At 44.0% G+C, this 20,839-nt stretch carries 14 protein-coding genes; 12 read left to right on the top strand and 2 right to left on the bottom strand.

Annotation, left to right across the window (positions count from 1 at the left end; translation table 11 throughout):
- Positions 1 to 9: 9 nt before the first annotated feature.
- The 8 genes from argS to pepF all read left to right on the top strand — a co-directional run bounded on the left by argS (position 10) and on the right by pepF (position 12,532).
- On the top strand, positions 10 to 1,812 hold the full coding sequence (argS, locus tag G632_RS0102305) for an arginine--tRNA ligase (RefSeq protein ID WP_022767419.1): 1,803 nt from the start codon (positions 10 to 12) through the stop codon (positions 1,810 to 1,812).
- Between the two features lies 1 nt (position 1,813).
- Positions 1,814 to 3,151: an MATE family efflux transporter gene (locus tag G632_RS0102300; RefSeq protein ID WP_022767418.1), complete on the top strand. Its 1,338-nt coding sequence runs from the start codon at positions 1,814 to 1,816 to the stop codon at positions 3,149 to 3,151.
- Positions 3,152 to 3,176: 25 nt separating this feature from the next.
- Positions 3,177 to 4,142: a LacI family DNA-binding transcriptional regulator gene (locus G632_RS0102295; protein WP_022767417.1), complete on the top strand. Its 966-nt coding sequence runs from the start codon at positions 3,177 to 3,179 to the stop codon at positions 4,140 to 4,142.
- 227 nt (positions 4,143 to 4,369) lie between these two features.
- Complete coding sequence (locus G632_RS0102290; RefSeq protein WP_022767416.1) at positions 4,370 to 5,749, top strand: ABC transporter substrate-binding protein; 1,380 nt, start codon at positions 4,370 to 4,372, stop codon at positions 5,747 to 5,749.
- Positions 5,736 to 8,048 carry a glycoside hydrolase family 65 protein gene (locus tag G632_RS18585; protein WP_022767415.1) on the top strand — a complete coding sequence of 771 codons (2,313 nt, stop codon included), beginning with the start codon at positions 5,736 to 5,738 and terminating at the stop codon, positions 8,046 to 8,048. The genes G632_RS0102290 and G632_RS18585 overlap by 14 nt, the downstream gene beginning before the upstream one ends.
- Entirely contained in the window at positions 8,030 to 8,674 is a 645-nt protein-coding gene (gene pgmB, locus G632_RS0102280; RefSeq protein ID WP_022767414.1) for a beta-phosphoglucomutase, read from the top strand. The genes G632_RS18585 and pgmB overlap by 19 nt, the downstream gene beginning before the upstream one ends.
- An 81-nt stretch (positions 8,675 to 8,755) precedes the next feature.
- Positions 8,756 to 10,717, top strand: coding sequence for a glycoside hydrolase family 31 protein (locus tag G632_RS0102275; protein WP_022767413.1), 1,962 nt, complete (start codon positions 8,756 to 8,758; stop codon positions 10,715 to 10,717).
- Positions 10,718 to 10,732: 15 nt separating this feature from the next.
- Positions 10,733 to 12,532: an oligoendopeptidase F gene (gene pepF / locus G632_RS0102270; RefSeq protein ID WP_022767412.1), complete on the top strand. Its 1,800-nt coding sequence runs from the start codon at positions 10,733 to 10,735 to the stop codon at positions 12,530 to 12,532.
- Positions 12,533 to 12,574: 42 nt separating this feature from the next.
- On the opposite strand, the gene G632_RS0102265 is transcribed toward pepF, so the two are convergent.
- Entirely contained in the window at positions 12,575 to 14,326 is a 1,752-nt protein-coding gene (locus tag G632_RS0102265; RefSeq protein ID WP_022767411.1) for a sensor domain-containing diguanylate cyclase, read from the bottom strand.
- Between the two features lie 315 nt (positions 14,327 to 14,641).
- Here G632_RS0102265 and G632_RS20865 point away from each other — a divergent pair, with 315 nt between their 5' ends.
- The 4 genes from G632_RS20865 (at position 14,642) to G632_RS20860 (ending at position 19,939) form a co-directional block, all read left to right on the top strand.
- Entirely contained in the window at positions 14,642 to 15,241 is a 600-nt protein-coding gene (locus tag G632_RS20865; protein ID WP_022767410.1) for a hypothetical protein, read from the top strand.
- A 219-nt stretch (positions 15,242 to 15,460) separates the two neighbouring features.
- Positions 15,461 to 17,617, top strand: a complete 2,157-nt coding sequence (locus tag G632_RS0102255) for an ATP-dependent helicase (protein ID WP_022767409.1) — start codon at positions 15,461 to 15,463, stop codon at positions 17,615 to 17,617.
- Between the two features lie 148 nt (positions 17,618 to 17,765).
- Positions 17,766 to 18,308, top strand: coding sequence for a hypothetical protein (locus tag G632_RS0102250; protein ID WP_022767408.1), 543 nt, complete (start codon positions 17,766 to 17,768; stop codon positions 18,306 to 18,308).
- Between the two features lie 131 nt (positions 18,309 to 18,439).
- The gene (locus G632_RS20860; protein WP_022767407.1) at positions 18,440 to 19,939 is read left to right on the top strand and encodes a GDSL-type esterase/lipase family protein; all 1,500 of its coding nucleotides are present in this window, start codon (positions 18,440 to 18,442) and stop codon (positions 19,937 to 19,939) included.
- Positions 19,940 to 20,136: 197 nt separating this feature from the next.
- Here G632_RS20860 and G632_RS0102240 read toward each other — a convergent pair whose 3' ends face one another.
- Positions 20,137 to 20,721: a TetR/AcrR family transcriptional regulator gene (locus G632_RS0102240; RefSeq protein WP_022767406.1), complete on the bottom strand. Its 585-nt coding sequence runs from the start codon at positions 20,719 to 20,721 to the stop codon at positions 20,137 to 20,139.
- Between the last annotated feature and the right edge of the window lie 118 nt (positions 20,722 to 20,839).

Raw genomic sequence — 20,839 nt, 5'->3', positions numbered from 1 at the left:
GGAATAATTTTGGAGAAAGTACTTGAACTGATTTCAAAGGAAGTAGGAGATGCATTTGAGGCAGCAGGCTATGAGAGGGAGCTTGGAAAGGTAACCATATCCAACAGACCCGACCTGTGCGAGTATCAGTGCAACGGCGCCATGGCTGGTGCCAAGAAATACGGAAAGGCACCTTTTATCATTGCTGATGATGTTGCTGCAAGACTTCAGGGCAATGCAATGTTTGAAAAGGTTGACTCTGTTAAACCCGGATTTTTAAATATCACTGTCAGCGGTGATTTTGTAAGAGAGTATGTTGTAAGAATGCTTCATGAGAAGCACATGGGTGTAACAATGCCCGGACATGCGCCTACAATCATTCTTGACTACGGCGGAGCAAATGTAGCTAAGCCTCTTCACGTAGGACATCTTCGTCCCGCCATCATCGGTGAGGCAGTAAAGAGAATACTTAAGTACGCCGGAAACAACGTTATCGGCGATATCCATATGGGAGACTGGGGCCTTCAGATGGGTCTTATCATCACAGAGCTTAAGGCTCGTCACCCTGAGCTTCCATACTTTGATCCTGAGCATACAGGTCCTTTCCCAAAAGAGCCTCCTTTTACCATTCAGGAACTGGCTGATATCTACCCTGTTGCAAGTGGCAAGACCAAGGTTTCCGATGATGCATCAGAGGAAGAGAAGAAGGCAGCAGCTGAGTATAAGGCTGAGGCCCTTGAGGCAACAAAGCGCATGCAGGATGGAGATAAGGCTTACAGAGCTATCTGGCACCATATCATGAACGTATCCATACCTGATCTTAAGAAGAACTATGACAGCCTCAATGTCCACTTTGATCTCTGGAAGGGAGAGTCAGACGTACATGACCTTATCCCCGGTATGGTTGACTATATGAAGCAGCACGACTATGCTCACGAGAGCCAGGGTGCGCTGGTAGTTGATGTCGCTGAGGAATCCGATACAAAAGAGATGCCTCCTTGCATGATCCTTAAGTCAGACGGAGCAGCTCTTTATGCAACAACAGACCTTGCAACAATCCAGGAGCGTATGAAAGAGTATCGCCCTGATGCTATTTACTACTTTACAGACAAGAGACAGTCACTTCACTTTGAGCAGGTATTCCGTGCAGCTAAAAAGACTAAGCTGGCGCTGCCTGAGACTGACCTTAGATTCGTTGGTAACGGAACCATGAATGGTCCTGACGGTAAGCCATTCAAGACAAGAGAGGGCGGCGTTATGCACCTCGAGAGTCTGGTTCAGGAGATCAACGAGAAGATGTATAACAGGATCAAGGAGAGCAACCCTGACATTGATGAAGCAGAAGCAAGAAGCACTGCTAAGAAGGTAGCTCTTTCAGCCCTTAAGTATGGCGATCTTTCAAACCAGCCATCCAAGGACTACATCTTTGATATTGATAAGTTCACTTCCTTCGAGGGAGATACAGGCCCATACATCCTTTACACCATCGTCCGCATCAAGTCCATCCTCAAGAAATATGAGGCAGAGGGCGGAAGCGTCAAGGATGCAAAGCTTGATAACCCTGAGAATCCTGCAATGAAGGATCTCATGCTTGGACTTACAAGATTTGCAGATGCTGTAGAGAGCGCAGCAAGAGACCTTGCTCCTAACAGGATCTGCGCATACATCTATGAACTTAGTAACAGCTTCAACAGTTTTTATCACGGAACCAAGATCCTCTCAGAGCCTGATCAGAACAAGAAGGAGAGCTATATTGCACTTCTTTCCATAACACTGAAAGTGCTTGAGACAGGAATTGATCTGTTAGGTTTTGACGCACCCGAAAGAATGTAATATGAACGATAAACACATTTTCAGCAACAGGAAACTTCTCCTGTTGCTGATTCCAATTATAGCTGAACAATTCCTGAACTCCCTGATGGGTATGGCTGACTCCATGATGGTAAGTAACGTCGGAGCAGCAGCGCTTTCGGGAGTGTCGCTGGTTGACTCTATTAACAACCTAGTAGTCCAGGCTTTTGCTGCCATGGCCACCGGCGGAGTCATCATCTGTTCCACCTACATAGGTCAGAGGGATATTAAAAGAGCTAACGACGCAGCTGCACAGGTTCTTCTTGTGTCAGCTTTTCTGTCCGCCTTTATCATGCTTATCTGCCTTATCTTCAGAGGAAGCCTTCTTTCTTTGATATTCGGCACCATAGACGCCGATGTTATGAAGGCAGCAAGTACGTATTTTCTTCTGAGCATCCTTTCATATCCGGGAATAGCTATGTCGGCTGCCGGAGCAGCAGTTTTCAGAGCACAGTCAAATACCAGGCTTCCAATGAACGTGGCCATAATTTCAAATATCCTAAATGTGGCAGGAAATGCACTCTTTATCTTTGTATTTCACATGGGAGTTTTTGGTGCAGCACTTGCTACGCTCATCTCAAGGCTCTTTTCCGCAGCAGTACTTCTTATTCTCCTTGGAAGGAAGAACCAGGAGATCAGAGTGATCAGCTATCACAAGATAAGACCTGACTTTGACAAGATCAAGAGGATCCTTTCCATGGGTATTCCCAACGGAATCGAGAACTCCATGTTTCAGTTTGGTAAACTGGCCATTCAGTCATCAGTTTCACTCCTTGGTACAACAGCCATAGCAGCTCAGGCCATGGCCAATATCTTTGAGAATGTAAACGGTGTCGCAGGTTGTGGCGTCGGAATTGGTCTTATGACCGTGATAGGTCAGTGCCTTGGCGCCGGAAGAAAGGACGAGGCCATCTACTACACCAAGAAGATGATAGGCTGGGGATATGTTGCAATCACGGTCAGCTGTCTTTTCACCTATGCGATAGCAAGACCTGTAACAACCCTTGCAGGAATGGAAAAAGAGAGCGCGGCTCTTTGCCTCTACATGCTGGGATGGATAACTATCGTTAAGCCGATTCTGTGGTCACCGTCATTTATCACGGCGTACAGCCTTAGAGCAGCAGGTGATGTGAAGTTTTCAATGCTCATATCAACCTTAACCATGTGGCTTTGCAGGGTTACTCTTGCAACCTACCTCATAAGAGTGGCGCACATGGGACCTATGGGAGTTTGGATTGGTATGTTCAGTGACTGGGGTATTAGGGGTATAATATTTACAGTAAGATTTCTTAGAGGCAAGTGGATACACAAGGTAGTGTAATAGAAGGTATTTAGGGGATAAAACTATGGCAGGTATTAAGGAGATAGCAGAAAGAGCCGGTGTTTCCATAACCACGGTATCAAACGTTCTAAATAAAAAGAAGAACGTCGGGGCAAAGACCCGTGAAAAGGTACTCTCTATCGCTCAGGAGCTGGGCTACAGCCATAAAGAGCAAAGTGGTATAGACGGTAAGAGACGCACCATCATCGTCAGCTTTAGCGACTTCGACACACTCTTTTACCTGGATATACTGCATGGGATAAGCGATTACGTCAGCAGACAGGGATATCACATCCTTATCTGTAACGGTGATGATCTGGCTCACTATTCCGATCCTGATGAGGTTTGCGGATGTATTATCCTAAGCTCACAGATACTGGATTCTCAGGTCCTTGCTGTGGCTGATAAGGGAATGCCTGTTATAACTTTGGACCGTGAGCTCAAGCACCCGATGATAAAACCTATGATCGTAAGTAACTACGAGGGTGAGAGGCAGCTCATGCAAAAGCTTGTGGATGCAGGCTTTAAGTCTTTTGCCTATCTCTCGGGGCAGGATACTGCCGACAATAAGGAGAGGTACACGGCTCTTAGGGACGTGCTCAGGGAAAACGATATCTCTTTTCACAGGAATGATCTCTATGAGGGGGACTGGAGAGAAAAGAGCGGAACTCAGGCAGCAAGGCTTATCATGCTAAGGGACAGAATGCCTGAGGTTTTGGTGTGTGCCAACGACATGATGGCCATCGGTGCAATAAGGCACTTTCAGGAGAACGGAATAAGAGTGCCTGAGGATATATCGGTGTGCGGATTTGATGACATCATTATCTCAAGATATTTAGGGCTTACTACGGTGAGTGTGCCGGATTACGAGAGAGGATTTTTGGCTGGACAGGCTCTTTTAAATATTCTGGACGGAACAGGAGATTTTGACACTTACAGGATCGGAGCCAGGGTAAAATGGAGAAGAACAGCAGCCAAAAGTCATAAGTAAAACTGATATTTTACTAAATTTTAGTAAAATCCGCAGTTATTTTAGTAAAATTAATTATTCTTTAGTAAATTAGGAGGCCTTTCATGTGTGAAAATGACATGTGGAAGGTCTTTTTTTGTGTCAAACAACCAAAAAAAACAAGCGATATTGCACGTTTTTCGGTAAATAGCTTAGCATATAGGTATCAAGAGCGAACTCAATATGGTTCATATAAAAAGGAGGATAACATGAAAAAGAAAGCACTGACACTGCTACTGGCAGCAACAACCACACTCACATTTGCACTGACAGGATGTGGAACAACAGGTACAACAGAAGCACCTGCAGCTACAACTGATCAGACAGCAGCTGAAGCACCTGCAGCTACAGCAGAGACTGAGGCTCCTGCTGCAACAGACAGCGCAGAAGGAACAACCATCAAGCTGGTCAACAACAAGGCAGAGATCCAGGAAGGTCTTGCAATTCTTGCAGATACTTACAAGGAACAGACAGGTGTTACAGTTTCCATCGATACAATCGGTGGCGGACAGGATACACAGGCTATTCTTAAGAACTACTACCAGGCCGGCGATATGCCTGACATCTTCGTATTCGAGGGTGACACACACTATGAGACATGGAAGGATCTTCTTGCAGATCTTTCAGACGAGGCTTGGACAAGCGATACAGAGGCTGAGTACGTTGGACCTGATGGACACGTTTACGGCTTCCCTACAACAACAGAGGCTATCGGCCTTTCATACAACAAGTCAATTCTTGACAAGGCAGGCATCGATCCCGCTTCAATCACAGGTCCTGAGAGCATGAGAGCAGCTTTCGAGAAGATCGATTCAATGAAGGATGAGCTTGGACTTACAGCAGTTATCGGTTACTACACAGAGTCAGCTAACCTCTGGTGGACAGCAGGACAGCATCTCTTCGGAACATATCTTGATTCCGGTCTTGCAAGAAATGATACAACTTACCTTGATCTTATCAACGACGGCGGTAAGCTTGATCCTGAGCGTATCAAGGCTTTCGCAGAGATGGTAGAGCTCTTTAACGAGTACACAGATCCTCAGGGAATTTCAGGATCATATGACGATCAGGTTCTTGGCTTTGCAAGCGGCAAGTACGCATTCGTATCACAGGGATCATGGATCGGCGCATCAATGACAACAACTTATGCTGATCAGTACGCAGCAGCAGGCAACTTCGAAGTAGGCATGATTCCTTATGCATTCATCGAGGGCCAGGATACAATTCAGACCAATTCACCTAACTGGTGGGGACTTTACAAGGACGGCAACGTAGACGCAGCTAAGGCATTCATTCAGTGGTGCTCACAGAACGACGGCGGACAGCAGATCCTTGCTGAGAAGTGCGGATGCGTATCACCTTTCGTATCATCACAGTATGCACCTGCAGATCCTTATGCTAAGACAATCGCTGATTACACAGCAGCAGGCAAGACATCTGCATGGCACTGGCAGGGATGGAAGGCAGGTCTTGCACAGAACGTTTCTTCCGTAATCTTCCAGGATTTTGCTAAGGGTTCAATCAAGGATACAGATCAGTTTGTAGATACACTTCAGAAAGCAGTAGAGGCATATTATGCACAACAGTAATCGTGTCATTATACGAGACGAGAACTACGACAACAAAACACTTAGATTAAACGAAACATTGTTTTCAAATGCCAATGGGTACATTGGAGTTAGGGGCACACTTGAAGAAGGTGTGCCCGCTGACTTTTCGACCATGCGAGGAATGTATCTTGCAGGAGTTTATGAGATCATTCCAATGAAGCAGGCTGAGAGCCTCTGCAATCTTATTGAGAAGAAGCAGACCATGCTCAACGTTGCAGACACACAGTCAATCGATCTGTATATCTGCGGAGAGCGCTTCGATATGGGAACGGGAGAACTCATCTCTAACAAGAGAATCCTCAACATGGACGAAGGATATACTTCCAGGGAGGTTCTTTGGAAGAGCCCGCTTGGAAACACGGTAAAGATCGTTACAAAGAGGATGACACATCTTGCGATTCCTCAGCTCTTTACCATTGAGTACAGCGTTAAATCCATGGACTTTGACGGCGAGATAGTTTTTGATTCCTGGCACATTGGGGATGTTAAGAACTACTCGGATCCGACAGATCCGAGACTTGCTGCAGAAAGTCCCTCATATCTTACGGTCAATTGTGCGCAGGCCATTGACAACTCCACACTTTGTGTGAGCAGTACCGGTGTCAGTGACATCAGTATTGCATCTGCCACTTCCAACATCCTGATAGGAGAGGACGATTTTATCGATGTGTATGACAATACCGATGATAGGCGGGTATGCACCTATGTTAAGGCGCATATTTCAGAGGGACAGGAAATACGCCTCGTAAAGTTCTCGACTTTTTCCGATTCGTTGAAGAGTGAAGATCCGGGAAAAGACGCTTTAGCGGTCCTTCAGGATGCTCTGGAGGAAGTTAAGACTGATGGGAGCGGCCTTTCGCACTTATACAATAGACAGACAGAAATCCTTAAGGAATTCTGGGATCAGTCAGGAATGGAGATCATAGGTGATAACGACCTTGATCTTGCCATGAGCTTTAACATGTATCAGCTGTTCTGCTCAGCTCCGAGAATGCCCGGCTACAGCATGGCTGCCAAGGGCCTTACAGGAGAAGGCTATGAGGGCCATTATTTCTGGGATACAGAGATGTATGCGCTTCCTTTCTTTACACTGACTGATGAAACACTTGCAAAAAATATACTTCATTTTAGATACAGGACACTTCAGAAAGCCAGAGAAAATGCTGCTCTTCTCGGACATAAAAAAGGCGCTTTATATCCATGGCGCACCATTACAGGTGAAGAGTGCTCGGGATACTTCCCCAGCGGAACAGCAGCTTATCATATCAACGGCGCCGTATCCTACGCCATTGTTCAGTACTTCCTTGCAACAGGAGATGAGAAATTCATCCTGAAGGAAGGCGCAGAGATCATGATAGAGATAGCCCGACTTTGGCTTGATACAGGAAACTACGACAGAAAAGGGCGCTTTGTGATAAATGAAGTGACCGGACCTGACGAGTATACCTGCATGGTGGACAACAACTTCTACACCAACTGTGCAGCTGCCCACGGCATGAAATGGATGGTCAGGTTCCTTGAGATGTTTGCAAACACTCCCGAGATCATATCTCTTAAGCAGAGGCTCTGCCTTACTGATATAGAGATCAGGGAGATTACAAGGGCTGCAGAGAACATCTATCTTCCTTACGATGAGGAGCTTGGAATAAACCCTCAGGATGATTCGTTCCTTCAGAAACCTGTATGGGATATTGCAAATACTCCTAAGGAAGAGTTCCCTCTCCTTCTTCATTACCATCCGCTGCACCTTTACAGATACCAGGTCTGCAAGCAGGCAGATACGGTTCTGGCACATTTTCTTTTCCCTGATAGCGCAGATGCCATCACTCAGGAAAAGAGCTTTAGGTACTACGAGAAGATAACGACTCACGATTCATCCCTCTCAACCTGCGTATTCTCAATGCAGGCTTCGCGTCTTGGACTGCACGACGAGGCTGTTTCATACCTTGGAGATTCTGCCAAGCTTGACCTTTTAAATCTTCACGGAAACAGCTCTGACGGCGTACATACAGCAAATATGGGCGGCTCCTACATGGCATTTATCTATGGCTTTGGAGGAGTAAGGATAGGTGAAGACGGTCTTTCCATCAACCCGTTCCTTCCAAAGGGACTTAAGGGATATTCCTTTAAGTTTAAGTACAGAGGAAACCTTATTAAGGTCACAGTGGGTGAAAACGAAGTGACAGTTGAGCTTCTTAGTGGTAAGGAAGTGGAATTTGTCCATGCAGCAGAAACATATAAGCTTACCGGAGGCGAAAAATGCAATATAAAGCAGTAATATTTGATCTTGACGGAGTGCTGGTCTTTACTGATAAATATCACTATCTGGCCTGGAAAAAGCTTGCGGATAAGCTGGGAATAGAGTTTACCGAAAAGGACAACGACAGGCTGCGCGGAGTAAGCCGCGAGGAGAGTCTTAACATCATCCTTGAGAAGTACCAGGGCGATCCTATTTCTCCGGAACAGAAAAAAGAGTACCTGGAGGAAAAGAACGATATTTACAGAAAGAGCCTTGGCGAAATGACAAGGGTCGATGTGGCAAAAGAAGTAAGAGAAACACTTAAGAAGCTACGTGATGCAGGCTACAAGCTTGCTATCGGCTCATCCAGCAAAAATACCGCATATATCCTTGAGAGGACTGAGCTTACAGATGCCTTTGATGCGGTATCTGACGGAACAATGATAACAAGGTCCAAACCCGACCCTGAGGTATTCTTAAAGGCAGCAGAGCTTTTATCGGAAAGCCCATCTGATTGCCTTGTGGTAGAGGATGCTGATGCAGGAGTTACAGCAGCTCATGCAGCCGGAATGGACGTTGCTGCGATAGGAACGGCAACAGCCAGCGGAAGGGCTGATTACAATCTGGACAAATTTGAGGAATTATATGACATCTGTGAAGGCTGAACAAGGAAATATGTAATTTGAAAGGGAACTGTCTATCAGTTCCCTTTTTGTGATAAGATTTATAGGCAGGAGGGTTTATACATGATTAGAAAGTATAGGATTGGAAATCCGATTCCCACAGATTCAGTGGTAAAAGAAATTGTGCTGTCAGAGGGGACTATTCCTTATTTTGACAGAAATGATGAGAAGAAGGAACTGACTCTTTTACTAAAGAAAAATGACAGAGTGTACGGCCTTGGAGAGACTGTAAGGGGTATGAATAAGAGGGGCTGGCTTTATACCAGCAATAACTCCGACGACCCCAATCACACAGAGAACAAGAACTCTCTCTATGCTTCTCATAACTTCTTCGTTGTCTTTTCCAAGGAAGATCAGTTTGGTGTTTACGTTGATACACCCGGGAAGGTCAGCTTTGATATAGGTTATACCAAGCTTGATAAGCTGCGCGTAATATTTGAGGACTTCGATGCGGATATCTATATCGTTGAGGGCGAGAGTGTCCTTGACATTGTATCGCAGTTCAGAGGTATTATAGGACGCAGCTATATACCTCCGAAGTGGGCCTTTGGCTTTGGTCAGAGCAGATGGAGTTATATGACTGCGGACGAAATCAGAGAAGTTGCGGATAAATATCAGGAAGCCGGAATTCCTCTCGATATGATCTATATGGATATCGATTACATGGAGAGGTACAAGGACTTTACGGTTGACGAGAGCTCTTTTCCCGAGTTTCCTAAGTTCGTAGAGGAGATGAAGGCAAGGGGGATTCGTCTTGTGCCTATCATTGATGCCGGTGTCAAGGTCGAAGAGGGGTATGACGTATATGACGAAGGCGTAGAGAAGGGATACTTTGTTAAAAAAGAAAACGGCGAAAACCTTCTGGCTGCTGTATGGCCGGGGCTGGTGCATTTCCCTGATTTCTTAAACGATGATGCAAGAGCATGGTTTGGAAACAAGTACAAGGTTCTCATTGACCAGGGAATCGACGGCTTTTGGAACGATATGAATGAGCCGGCTATATTCTATACTCAGGATCATTTGGATGAGGTTTTTGAGCAGATAGAAGAGTACAAGGGCAAGAACCTTGATGTTAAGGCTTTCTTTGAATTCAGGGACCTGGTTGGAACAATTTCCAATTATCCCGAGGATTATAAGCGCTTTTATCATGAATATAAGGGGCAGAAGATCAGACACGACAAGGTTCACAATATCTTTGGCTACAACATGACAAGAGCTGCAGGAGAGGCCTTTGAGAGAATATCTCCCGATAAGAGGATTCTTATGTTCTCAAGGTCCTCATATATCGGAGCACATCGCTACGGCGGAATATGGCACGGCGACAATCACTCCTGGTGGTCACATCTGCTTCTTAACATCCAGCAGATGCCTGCAGTCAACATGTGCGGATTCCTATATACCGGCGCGGATATAGGCGGATTCGGAAGTGACACTACGGAAGATCTGGTGCTGAGATGGACTGCCTTTGGTATATTCACACCGCTGTTTAGAAATCACTGCGCGCTGGGAATGAGGCATCAGGAGCTGTATAGATTTGAAAATGTAGATACCTTCAGAAATATCATTAATCTCAGATATGCACTTATTCCTTATCTGTACTCTGAGTTTATGAAGGCTGCTCTTGGCAATAAGATGCTCTTTAAGCCTCTTTGCTTTGAGTACGATGATGAAAGAAGTGCTCAGGTTGAGGATCAGCTTCTTGTTGGTGAGAGCATCATGATCGCACCTGTATATACACAGAATGCGACAGGAAGATACGTATATCTTCCGGAGAACATGAAACTTATCAGATTCAGAGCCTTTGATGACTATGACGAGGAGGCTCTGGGAGCCGGAGAACACTATGTTAAGGCAGATCTTAACGAGATATTGGTGTTCATAAGAAAGGGCCACGTTCTTCCACTTGCTGAGCCATCCAAGGGCATGGAGTGCAATCTGAATAATGCAGAAATGAAGTATATATGTTATGATTCAGATGCTGCTTCATACGAGCTCTATACAGATGATGGAGTAAGCAGGATATAAAGGAGAAGTTTTTATATGCAAAACAAATTACCAAAAAGAGATGAGGTATCCCTGGACCTTACATGGCGCCTTGAGGATATCTATGACGATGAAGCTAAATGGGAAGAGGAATGCAAGCGCGCAGTTGAAGTTGCTGACAAGATGGCTGCTTATGAGGGCAAGCTTTCAGAGAGCGGAGAGAAGCTTCTTGAAGTGCTTAAGCTCTATGAAGAGCTCAGTCTTTTACTGGACAGAGTTTATGGCTATGCTCACATGAGAGAGGACCAGGATACCGGCAATTCCAAGTATCAGGCTCTTAAGCAGCGCGGAATGTCTGCAATTGTTGGTACATCAGAAAAGACAGCTTTTATCGATCCTGAGATACTTACACTCTCAGATGAGAAGCTGAATGAGTTCTACAGTGCTGTGCCGGAGCTTGACCGCTACAAGAGGATGATTGGAGAGATCAGAAGACTTAAGGATCACATGCTTGATGCTGAGAAAGAGCAGCTTCTTGCAAGTGTTTCAGAGGTTCTGGGAGCATCCCAGAAGAGCTTTGGAATGCTGAACAATGCTGATCTTAAATTCCCTTCGGTTAAGGATTCCAAGGGGGAAGAGGTTCAGCTCTCAAACGGAAGATTTGTTCCCACACAGATGTCCAAGGACAGAGAGCTCAGAAAGGCAAGCTTTGAGGCTTTCTATGGAAGATATGAGGAGTTTAAGAACACCTGGGCTTCCATGTACGACGGAGAGGTTAAGGGACGTATTTTTAACGCTAAGGCCAGAAAATATAACTCTGCATTCGAGGCAGCAGTTGACGGAAACAATGTCTCCCCTGCAGTTTGCGACAATCTCTTTTCCTCAATTCACGACAACATGGACAAGATGCATAGATACGTATCACTTCGTAAAAAGCTCCTTGGAGTTGATGAGCTTCACATGTATGACGTATATGTGGACATGATCCCTGAGTTTGAGATGAAGGTATCCTACGAAGAGGCTAAGGAGATTTCTCTTAAAGCTCTTGCACCTCTTGGTGAAGACTATCTTGCTGTTGTGAAGGAAGCTTACGAGAACAGATGGATCGACGTTGTAGAGAGTGAAGGAAAGCGAGGAGGTGCGTACTCAGGCGGCGTTTATGATGTACACCCTTACATGCTTCTTAATTACAATGACACTCTTAATGATGTGTTCACTCTTGTTCATGAGATGGGACATTCCATGCACACCTGGTACACCAACAGGGCGCAGACTATCGTTGATTCCGATTACAAGATCTTTGTTGCTGAGGTTGCTTCAACCACCAATGAAGTTCTTCTGTACCACTACATGAAGAATGACGCAAAGAGCAAGGAAGAGAAGGCGTTTATCATCAACCATTTCCTTGAGAGCTTCAAGAGCACCATGTTCCGTCAGACCATGTTCGAGGAGTTCGAGAGAAAGACCTGTGAGATGGCCGAAGAGGGAACTCCGCTTACAGCTGAGACTCTTTATGATGTTTACTATAACCTCAACAAAGAGTACTTCGGAAAAGACATGATCTCCGATCCCCTCATTGGCTGGGAGTGGAGCAGAATTCCACACTTCTACTACAACTTCTATGTGTATCAGTATGCTACAAGCTTTGCAGCAGCTGTTGCTATTGCAGACAAGATCCTCAAAGAAGGAGAGAGCGCAGTTAAAAAGTACAAGGAGTTCCTCTCAAGCGGATGCACACAGGATCCTGTAAGTCTTCTTAAGATTGCGGGTGTTGACCTTACAACAAGAGAGCCTATCGATTCTGCACTTGCAGTATTTGGTGAGGCTATTGCGGAGATGGAAGAGATTTCAAAATAATATTAAAAGCTCTGAAACGCTTGGTTTCAGAGCTTTTTTATGTCAGAAATCGCATGTGACCCGGGCTTTACCGTTGCTCTTTGAACTGTACAAAAGTTCATCGGCCCTTGTTAGTGTCTGCATTACGCTTTCAAGAGGGTAGTGTTTGGTAACGCCGATACTTACTGTGACTTCTCTTTCATGGAGAACTTCATTTTTGACTTTGTTTAAGATGTTGTCAGCAATGTCTTTTGCCAGATCATCGGATTGACCATATATGAATATCATGAATTCTTCACCGCCCCAACGCCCAAATACAGCGCCGGGAATCGTGTTGAGATAATCGCCCACAATAGTTGAAATACTGATTAAGATCTTATCTCCGATGGCGTGACCAAAGGTATCGTTAATCTGCTTAAAGTCATCCACGTCAAACATAATAAGATGTCTTGCTAATTCAACTCCTTCACTTTGATTGCATTTTTCGTAAATAGCGCGTTCAATGGCTCCGCGATTTAAGATACCTGTCAGCGCATCATGAGATGCCTTATATAGCATTTCATTGAGCTGGTCATTCTTTTGCATCAGCTCTTCTGTGATTGTGTTTATAAATATGGCTAGTCTTGCAGTGACAGGAATAGTTATCTTGTCTTCAATATCCGTGGGACTTACAGAGACATGATGGCCATGTTCTCCTTCACGCATTGCGATTGTTACAATGGAGAGATTGTTTAAGACGGAATTTCCCTTATGCCGCATGATTTCCCCGAGGGCACTGAACCCGGTTGTCTGCTGATAATCTGATATCTCCTGAATTTCGATATTTTCCCTGCCACTCCAAAAGAGCATGCGCCCAAAACAATTGAATATGTTTACTACCTCGGGCTCAAAATCAAATATCTCTGAAATGGTCTGTTTTGTATGCTTCATGATCCTTCTGGGATCACCGTATGTTAGTCGTATCTTACTTCCTTGAGGAATGTTAGAAGACATGACAATTGAACCATCAGAATTCACAGATTTGGCATGCCTTATGTAATATGTGTTCTCGTCAGCTTTAACTTCCCATGGAAAGTCCAAGGCATCATAAAAGAAGTTATTGTCTTTTTTGATGTGAAGATAATGATGATAGACATCGTAAGCCGGTTTGTTATCCAATTCATGGACAACAGTCCCTTCTGACTTTGTGACTTCAAGAGGATATCCTATCGGACTCCAGCCAAACATTCTGTTTGTCAGAAGATGAAGGTTTTTGCCGGCGTAGAAAACAAGAGCTGTTCTTCCATATCCAAGTTCCTGATCGTCTGCAAACACAAAAGATGGATTCGTATCATCTCCAACAGCTACTGCTCCAAATATTTCAATATTTTCGGGAATGGTATCAATGACAGAACTGGTATCCAATAAGGGCTGATATGGAGCAGCAGTAAGGACTTCTATTCCTTTAAGATCAGGAAAACTTATTACAAATTCCAAAAGCTTTTGAGGGTCCATGCTTCCTTGCTTATCGTAAGACGTGCGAACAATGACAGTGGTGGTGTCATCTTCAAAGATCATGGCGGAGACAGTAATGGCATCATTTTGTACCTTGCCGTTAAGGATCATGCCTGTTGCGCTGCATCCTACAACCTGTGCATCAGGGAACTCTTCTTTTAAAACCTTGCGAACGAATTTAAGATTCTCAAGCTCTTGTGGCTTGTTGAAGGGAACATAGACATGAAAAAGGACAGACCGGGAATTGCTTCCAAACTCGACAGCCCATTCATGTATTGTTTGATTGAAATTTTCATTATAGCCGGTTTCTAAAAGTTTCAACTGCTATCCCTCGCGTACTATATTGTGATTATATTATAGCGCAATAATGGATTTTTAAAAAGATGTCTCCCAGGAACTGTTAAATGCCGGGAGAGGTGAAACACTTTGAAATACAGGTTTTATAAATTTATTAGGGTTCAGTTACAATTCATTCACATTTTGTTTAAGGAGAGGATAAATTTATTAAGTAACATATTTATATCGAAACAGAAAACTAGTAAGTAAAACTTCTTTTTCATAACGAGCTGTCGGCGGAAGCCGGCAGCTCATCCTCCCAAAAGTTATCGGCCAAAAGGCCGTTTTTTTATTTCAGATATGGAAAATACTAATTCTGTTATTTCTTTTGCCCTGAACTTCATAATATTTGCCGTGACCACTGTGCTGATAATCTTATACTTTAGAAAAGACGGCAAATGGTGTCCGCAGCGGGCCAGAAATGCCTTTAAGTATTTTACGGTACAGAGTAATGCACTGTGCGCGCTGGCAGCTCTTTTAATGCTGCTGTTTCCTAACGCGGAGTGGACATATTATTTGAAGATCATTGGGACTGCCGGAGTGACTGTAACGATGCTGACTGTTCTGTTGTTCCTCGGACCGACGTATGGGTATCAGCATATGTTTAAGGGATCAGATCTTTTCATGCATCTGCTGACTCCGCTTATGGCGATTGTTTCGTTGTTCTTTTTTGAAAGGCGAGGTATAGACTTTACGGTTGCATTTATTGGGATGCTCCCGGTCGCACTGTATGCTCCGCTGTACTACTATAAGATATTCCGCGCTCCGGAAGGAAAGCGCTGGGATGATTTTTATGGCTTTAACAGAAATGGCAAGTGGGCTGTTTCATATTTGCTTATGCTCCTTGGCGCAGCTGTTATCTGTATTGGGCTGTACCTGCTTCTGAATATTTCGGTATAAAAAAAGCACCTCCACCGGGATCCTGCCTCAGTGAAGGTGCTTTATCTTTTAGGAAGATTGTTTCTCATGTATCCTCCTCCTTTCTTTAGTTATTATTAATATCGGCTTAGGGCTTTCGAACTTTATAGTTTTTGCTAAAAAAAGAAGAAAAACAAACCTATGTTTGCTATAATGTATTCGTAAGTATCGAATGTATGTTTGCGTTGAATTGGAGAGTTTATGTTAGAACTTTTAGAAGAGCTAAATGAAGCGCAGAAAGAGGCTGTAACCAGTACTGAAGGCTATATCAGGGTTGTGGCCGGAGCCGGAAGCGGTAAGACAAGGGCGCTTTCATATCGATTTGCATATCTTGTCAATGCGCTGGGAATTATGCCGGGGCATATTCTTTGCGTTACATTCACCAACAAATCTGCGAATGAGATGAGGCAGAGAATACATCTTTTAACCGGAGATAATGATACCGGCTATATCAATACGTTCCATGGCTTTTGCGTCTCTGTGCTGCAGGAGGATTCGCATGCACTCCAGTACCCTAAGAGCTTTCTGGTCCTGGATAATTCTGACATAGATGATATCCTGAAGATCATTTATGAAGAAAGAGGGCTTTCACTTAGGGATAAGACTTTTAGTGCAGCAAGAGATATGTTTGAAATACGTAAGTGCAAGGATGAACCGGAGTATTATCTGGATATGCTGAACATGTCTGTCGATGCGCTCAAGGAGAAGTATGACATGGCATCTTCTGTAGATGATATCTTGTTCTATGGCTATTTGTATCAGGAGAAGAAATGCTTCGGCCTTGATTATAATGATCTGATCAAATTTACGCTGTACATGTTTAGCGAGCATGAAGATATAAAGCTCAAGTGGCAGAAACGCCTGGAATATGTAATGATCGATGAGTTCCAGGATATAGATGGACTTCAGTATGAACTCATGGATGTTCTTACTGCTTATCATAAGAATCTTTTCATTGTAGGAGATCCGGATCAGACCATTTATACCTGGAGAGGCGCCAGTGTGGGATACCTTCTGAACTTTGATAAGAACTATCCTGATGTAAAGACAATCTACATGAATGACAATTACAGATCAACTCCGCAGATCATAGCCGCATGTAACAGCCTTATCGATAAGAATACGCAGCGATTGAAAAAAGATCTGGTTTCCGTTGGCGAGCCCGGTGAGAGTGTTCTATGCCATCTTGCTCCCAATACAGCAGATGAAGCAGACTGGATAACAGGACAGATGCTTGTTCTTAAGGGAATGGGCGTGCCATACAAGGACATGGCAGTTCTTTACAGAGCCCACTATGTAACCAGAACAATAGAGACAGGCCTTATAGATGAGAAGATTCCGTATACCATCTATTCTGGCGTACAGTTCTATGGGCGAATGGAAATAAAGGATGCGCTTTGCTATCTTCGAATGATCCTTTATAGGGATGATGTCTCTTTTAGAAGGATTTGCAACGTGCCCAAGCGAAATCTTGGTAAAAGGCGCATGGCATTTTTGGAGCAGTACGCAAGGGATAACAGCTGCTCTTTGTACATGGCACTTAGTGAGAATCTTGAAAATGAGACGCTTCGCGGAACCAGGGCAAAAGAGTTTGTTGATGTCATTGAAAAATACGCAGGTAATTACGAGGGCATTCCTGTATCAGAGCTTCTGACCAAAGTCCTTGAGGACACCGGATATGAACAGATGCTGCGCACAGAGGGAGCTCAGGACAGGCTTGATAATCTGGCGGAGCTCAAGCAGTCTGTATTTGAATATGAGACTACCTGCGGAGAAGAAGTGGGACTCGAAGACTATTTAAGACATATTGCGCTCTTTACCAATGCCGATTCAGACACGGAGGGCAGCGACAAGGTCAGACTCATGACTGTTCATGCAGCCAAGGGCCTTGAGTTTCCCTATGTCTTTCTATGTGGCATGAACGAAGGAATCTTCCCCTCCAGGAAAATCCATACTCTAGAAGGAATGGAGGAAGAAAGAAGGCTTGCGTTTGTTGCAATGACCAGAGCGAAAAAAAGGCTGTTCATTTCAGAGGCAGGAGGTCAGACTTTTGAAGGAATACCAAGGTATCCTTCCAGATTTATTCTTGATATCGACAGGGATTGTCTTGAATATACTGAGGAACCATCGGATAAGATGATAACCATGGTCAGGAAATATATTGAGAACGAAAGCAGGCATCTAAAGGGAGCACAAAAGCTTAACCTGCTTGAGAAGGGCCAGAGAGTCGAGCATGCAATTCTCGGAGCAGGGACCATTCTCGATATCAACCTTGATGAAGAAAGCTATCTGGTTCAATTTGATGGAATGGCTACCCCAAGACAGATTGCAATGAAGGTCAGACTTAAGGTTTTGTGAAGTATAACGATTCATGATTGAAAGAGTGAACGGGAAACTGATTTTTGAAAATTAGTTTATAAAAGCTTAATGCTTTTTTTACACATATGGTACATCTCCGGGACTATAATCAATATGTTGTGCTAATCGCATATGAGGAGGAGATGTTATGAAAAAGAAGTTTTTAAGTATTGTTATGGTGTCCTTTATGGCACTTCAGATTGTAGCATGTGGAGAAGCTGATGTTGCAAGCGCAGAGGTACCGGAAGCTGAGAATGTTGCTGAAACCGAAGTGGCTCAGGAGACTGAGAAACCTGCTGAGGCCGATACAGCTGAAATTGTAGAGACACAGATTCCACAGTCTGCTGATCAAGCCCAGGCATCTGATTTTGAAGGACAGTATTATGCCGGAGATGGAAACCTTAGTATCCTTAAGCAGGAAGATGGTGGTTACCTTATCGAGGTATGGTGGGGAATCAATGCAGCGCAGCACGGTGAATGGGTTATGCACGGCAAATATGACGGCACTGATACCATCACTTACAGCGATTGCGTTAAGCATGAGTACACACTAAATGAAAACGGTGAAGTTGATACAGATGAGACGATTTATTCAGATGGAACCGGAAGCATTAAGATTGTTGATGCAAGCACCATAATGTGGACTGACGATATGGAGCATATCGCAGATGATGTTCCAATGACCAGATGATAAATTGAAAAGGAAAGCAGCAATGCTTTCCTTTTTTGTTGCGCCTAATACATAAGCTCATGTGTATGTCACAAAATGTAAGAATAAATATCTGATATAATAAGTATGTACAATATATGAGAGGCGAAGAGATGAGCGGTAAAAAGAAAGGGACAATAAGTAACCTGTTTGAGAAGATGATGGAGGGCCTTGGTAAAAGGGAGCTGATCATCAGCTTATTGATCATGCTCGCAGCTATCCTTGCAATCATTGTGCTTTTTGTATTAAAAACAGGTTCCCTGGACAATGCTTTACATGAAGTCAGCTGGGAGAAAACAACTGCTGAAGGTGAAACTCAAGATGCAGCCGGGGAAAATATGCCTGTAGTCGAGACAGCAACCGAAGGGACTAAAGCCGAATCAACTCCGGATACAACTGTACTTGCAAAAAAAGACGGCGCAAAGGAAGGATACCTTAACAGATGTGTATTCCTCGGCGATTCCAGAACGGTTGCGATGGTTAACTATGGCTTTTTCAACGATGATGCTGCTTTGGCGCAGATTGGTATTTCGCATCCGGCATTTGCATCCAATAAATTCATTAACAATGCCGGTAAGGAATATACATTAAAATCCTATCTGGGGTCTCATCAGGCTCCGGTTATCTATATTCTTCTGGGTGTTAACGGGATTAATGATCCAAGTGAGACGCATTATAAGAATACATTTCTGACTCTTATAGACAGTGTGGCTGAGATGGCGCCTAATTCCAATCTTGTACTTGTGGCGATAGGTCCTGTAGATGATAACGGAATTTATAAAAACAGTGTTCAAAACGCATGGATAGATAAATACAATGATTTCCTACTGGAAACAGCAAAGGAAAAACACATTTTCTATCTCGACATCACCGAAATCCTAAAAGGATCTGACGGACAGGTTAAGTCTGAGTATAACGGCGGTGACGGACTTCATTATTCGGGAAAAGGGTGCGAAGCGATATTCAGGTACATAGTAGAGCATCCAGTACCTCAAATATCTGATGAGGGTGAATATGTAGTTAAGTATATCAAGCCCGATCCAAACAGGATCAAGGTTACGATGGATAATGAGTCAGGAATTGACGAAAGTAAGCTACAGGATCTTATGGACATGATGATTGGAAATCCGGAAAATCAGAATGTCTCAGATACCGACACTCAAAACGAGAAAACGGAAGAAGAACTGCTTGAAGAAGAGGAAGAGCGAAAGAAGGCCGAAGAAGAGGAAGAGCGAAAGAAAGCCGAAGAAGAGGAAGAGCGAAAGAAAGCCGAAGAAGAGGAAGCGAAAAAGAAAGCTGAAGAGGAAGAAAAAAAGAAAGCCGAGGAAGAGGAAGCAAAAAAGAAGGCTGAAGAAGAGGAAGCAAAAAAGAAGGCCGAAGAAGAGGAAGCGAAAAAGAAGGCCGAAGAAGAGGAAGAGCGAAAGAAGGCCGAAGAAGAGGAAGAAAGAAAGAAGGCTGAAGAGGAAGCAAAAAAGAAAGCTGAAGAAGAGGCCGAAAAAGAGAAAGAGGGATCTGAAAAGGATGAAAGTGGTCAGAGCAGCACAGAAGGGACCGAAGGAAATTCATCCGATCAGTCCGATGGAGAAAACGGGAATCAGTCGGAAGGAGATTGATCACTTTGAAAATGAGCCCTTGACTCCGTCCCCAGGGCTCATTTTGAGCAACAAAAAAGGAAAGCAACAAATGCTTTCCTTTTTTAGTAGCGAGAGGGGGGACTTGAACCATTGTCGCACCTCTAAAACTTGCATAAATACAAGGCCTGCGGCTTCGTCATCTGATGACAATCATCAAATTATCATCAACATTTGTTTTATGACAGTTTTTTCAATGTGTTATCAAACATTTCTACGCATATATCAGCCATGCGCTGTTCGCTTTCCTGCATCCCTTCTCTGAACCAGCTGATAAGTATCTGGAAAAAAGCTGCTTCTGTAGCAAGCTTGATGTATTTGATTTCTGTATCTGTTGTAGGATACAGAAGTTCTGATATGGACCTGCCGGAAAAGAGCTCACGTTTCAATATACCTGCCTGATCAAACAGGGCAATGGTTTCTTTATCCTCGCGGATGGTACGGAAAACATCTTCAAACCACTGATGAGGATTCTCATGCAGTTCTGGTTTTTCACAAATTTCTGTTATGCTTTTTATCAGTCTGTTACCGAGTTCATGCAAAATATCTTCCTTGTCAGTATAGTTGCGGTAGAAGGCAGTACGTGAAACTCCAGCACGACGCACGATCTCACTGACAGTGATCTTTTCATACGGGTGTTCGCCCATTAGGTGCATAAGCGCAAGCTGAAGGCATTCTCTGGTCAGCTGGTTAGACTCTTTGTTATTCATTCGCAGAACTTCTTTTTTCTGCATTTCTGTCAAAGGCTCTTTAGTGGCTTTCATATTTCTTTTCCCCTGTTGTTACAAAATAAGTGATTATGTCACGTCGCGCCAATTGACACTTCTACTGTCATGTCCGAGAGTAGAGCCATTGTATTGCATCTCCTGCGGCATTACACTT

It is taken from the genome of Butyrivibrio sp. NC2007, from assembly GCF_000421405.1.
Taxonomy (GTDB): Bacteria; Bacillota; Clostridia; order Lachnospirales; family Lachnospiraceae; genus Butyrivibrio.
The sequence above is the reverse complement of the archived record's forward strand: the minus strand, read 5'-3'. Positions and strand labels throughout refer to the sequence as shown.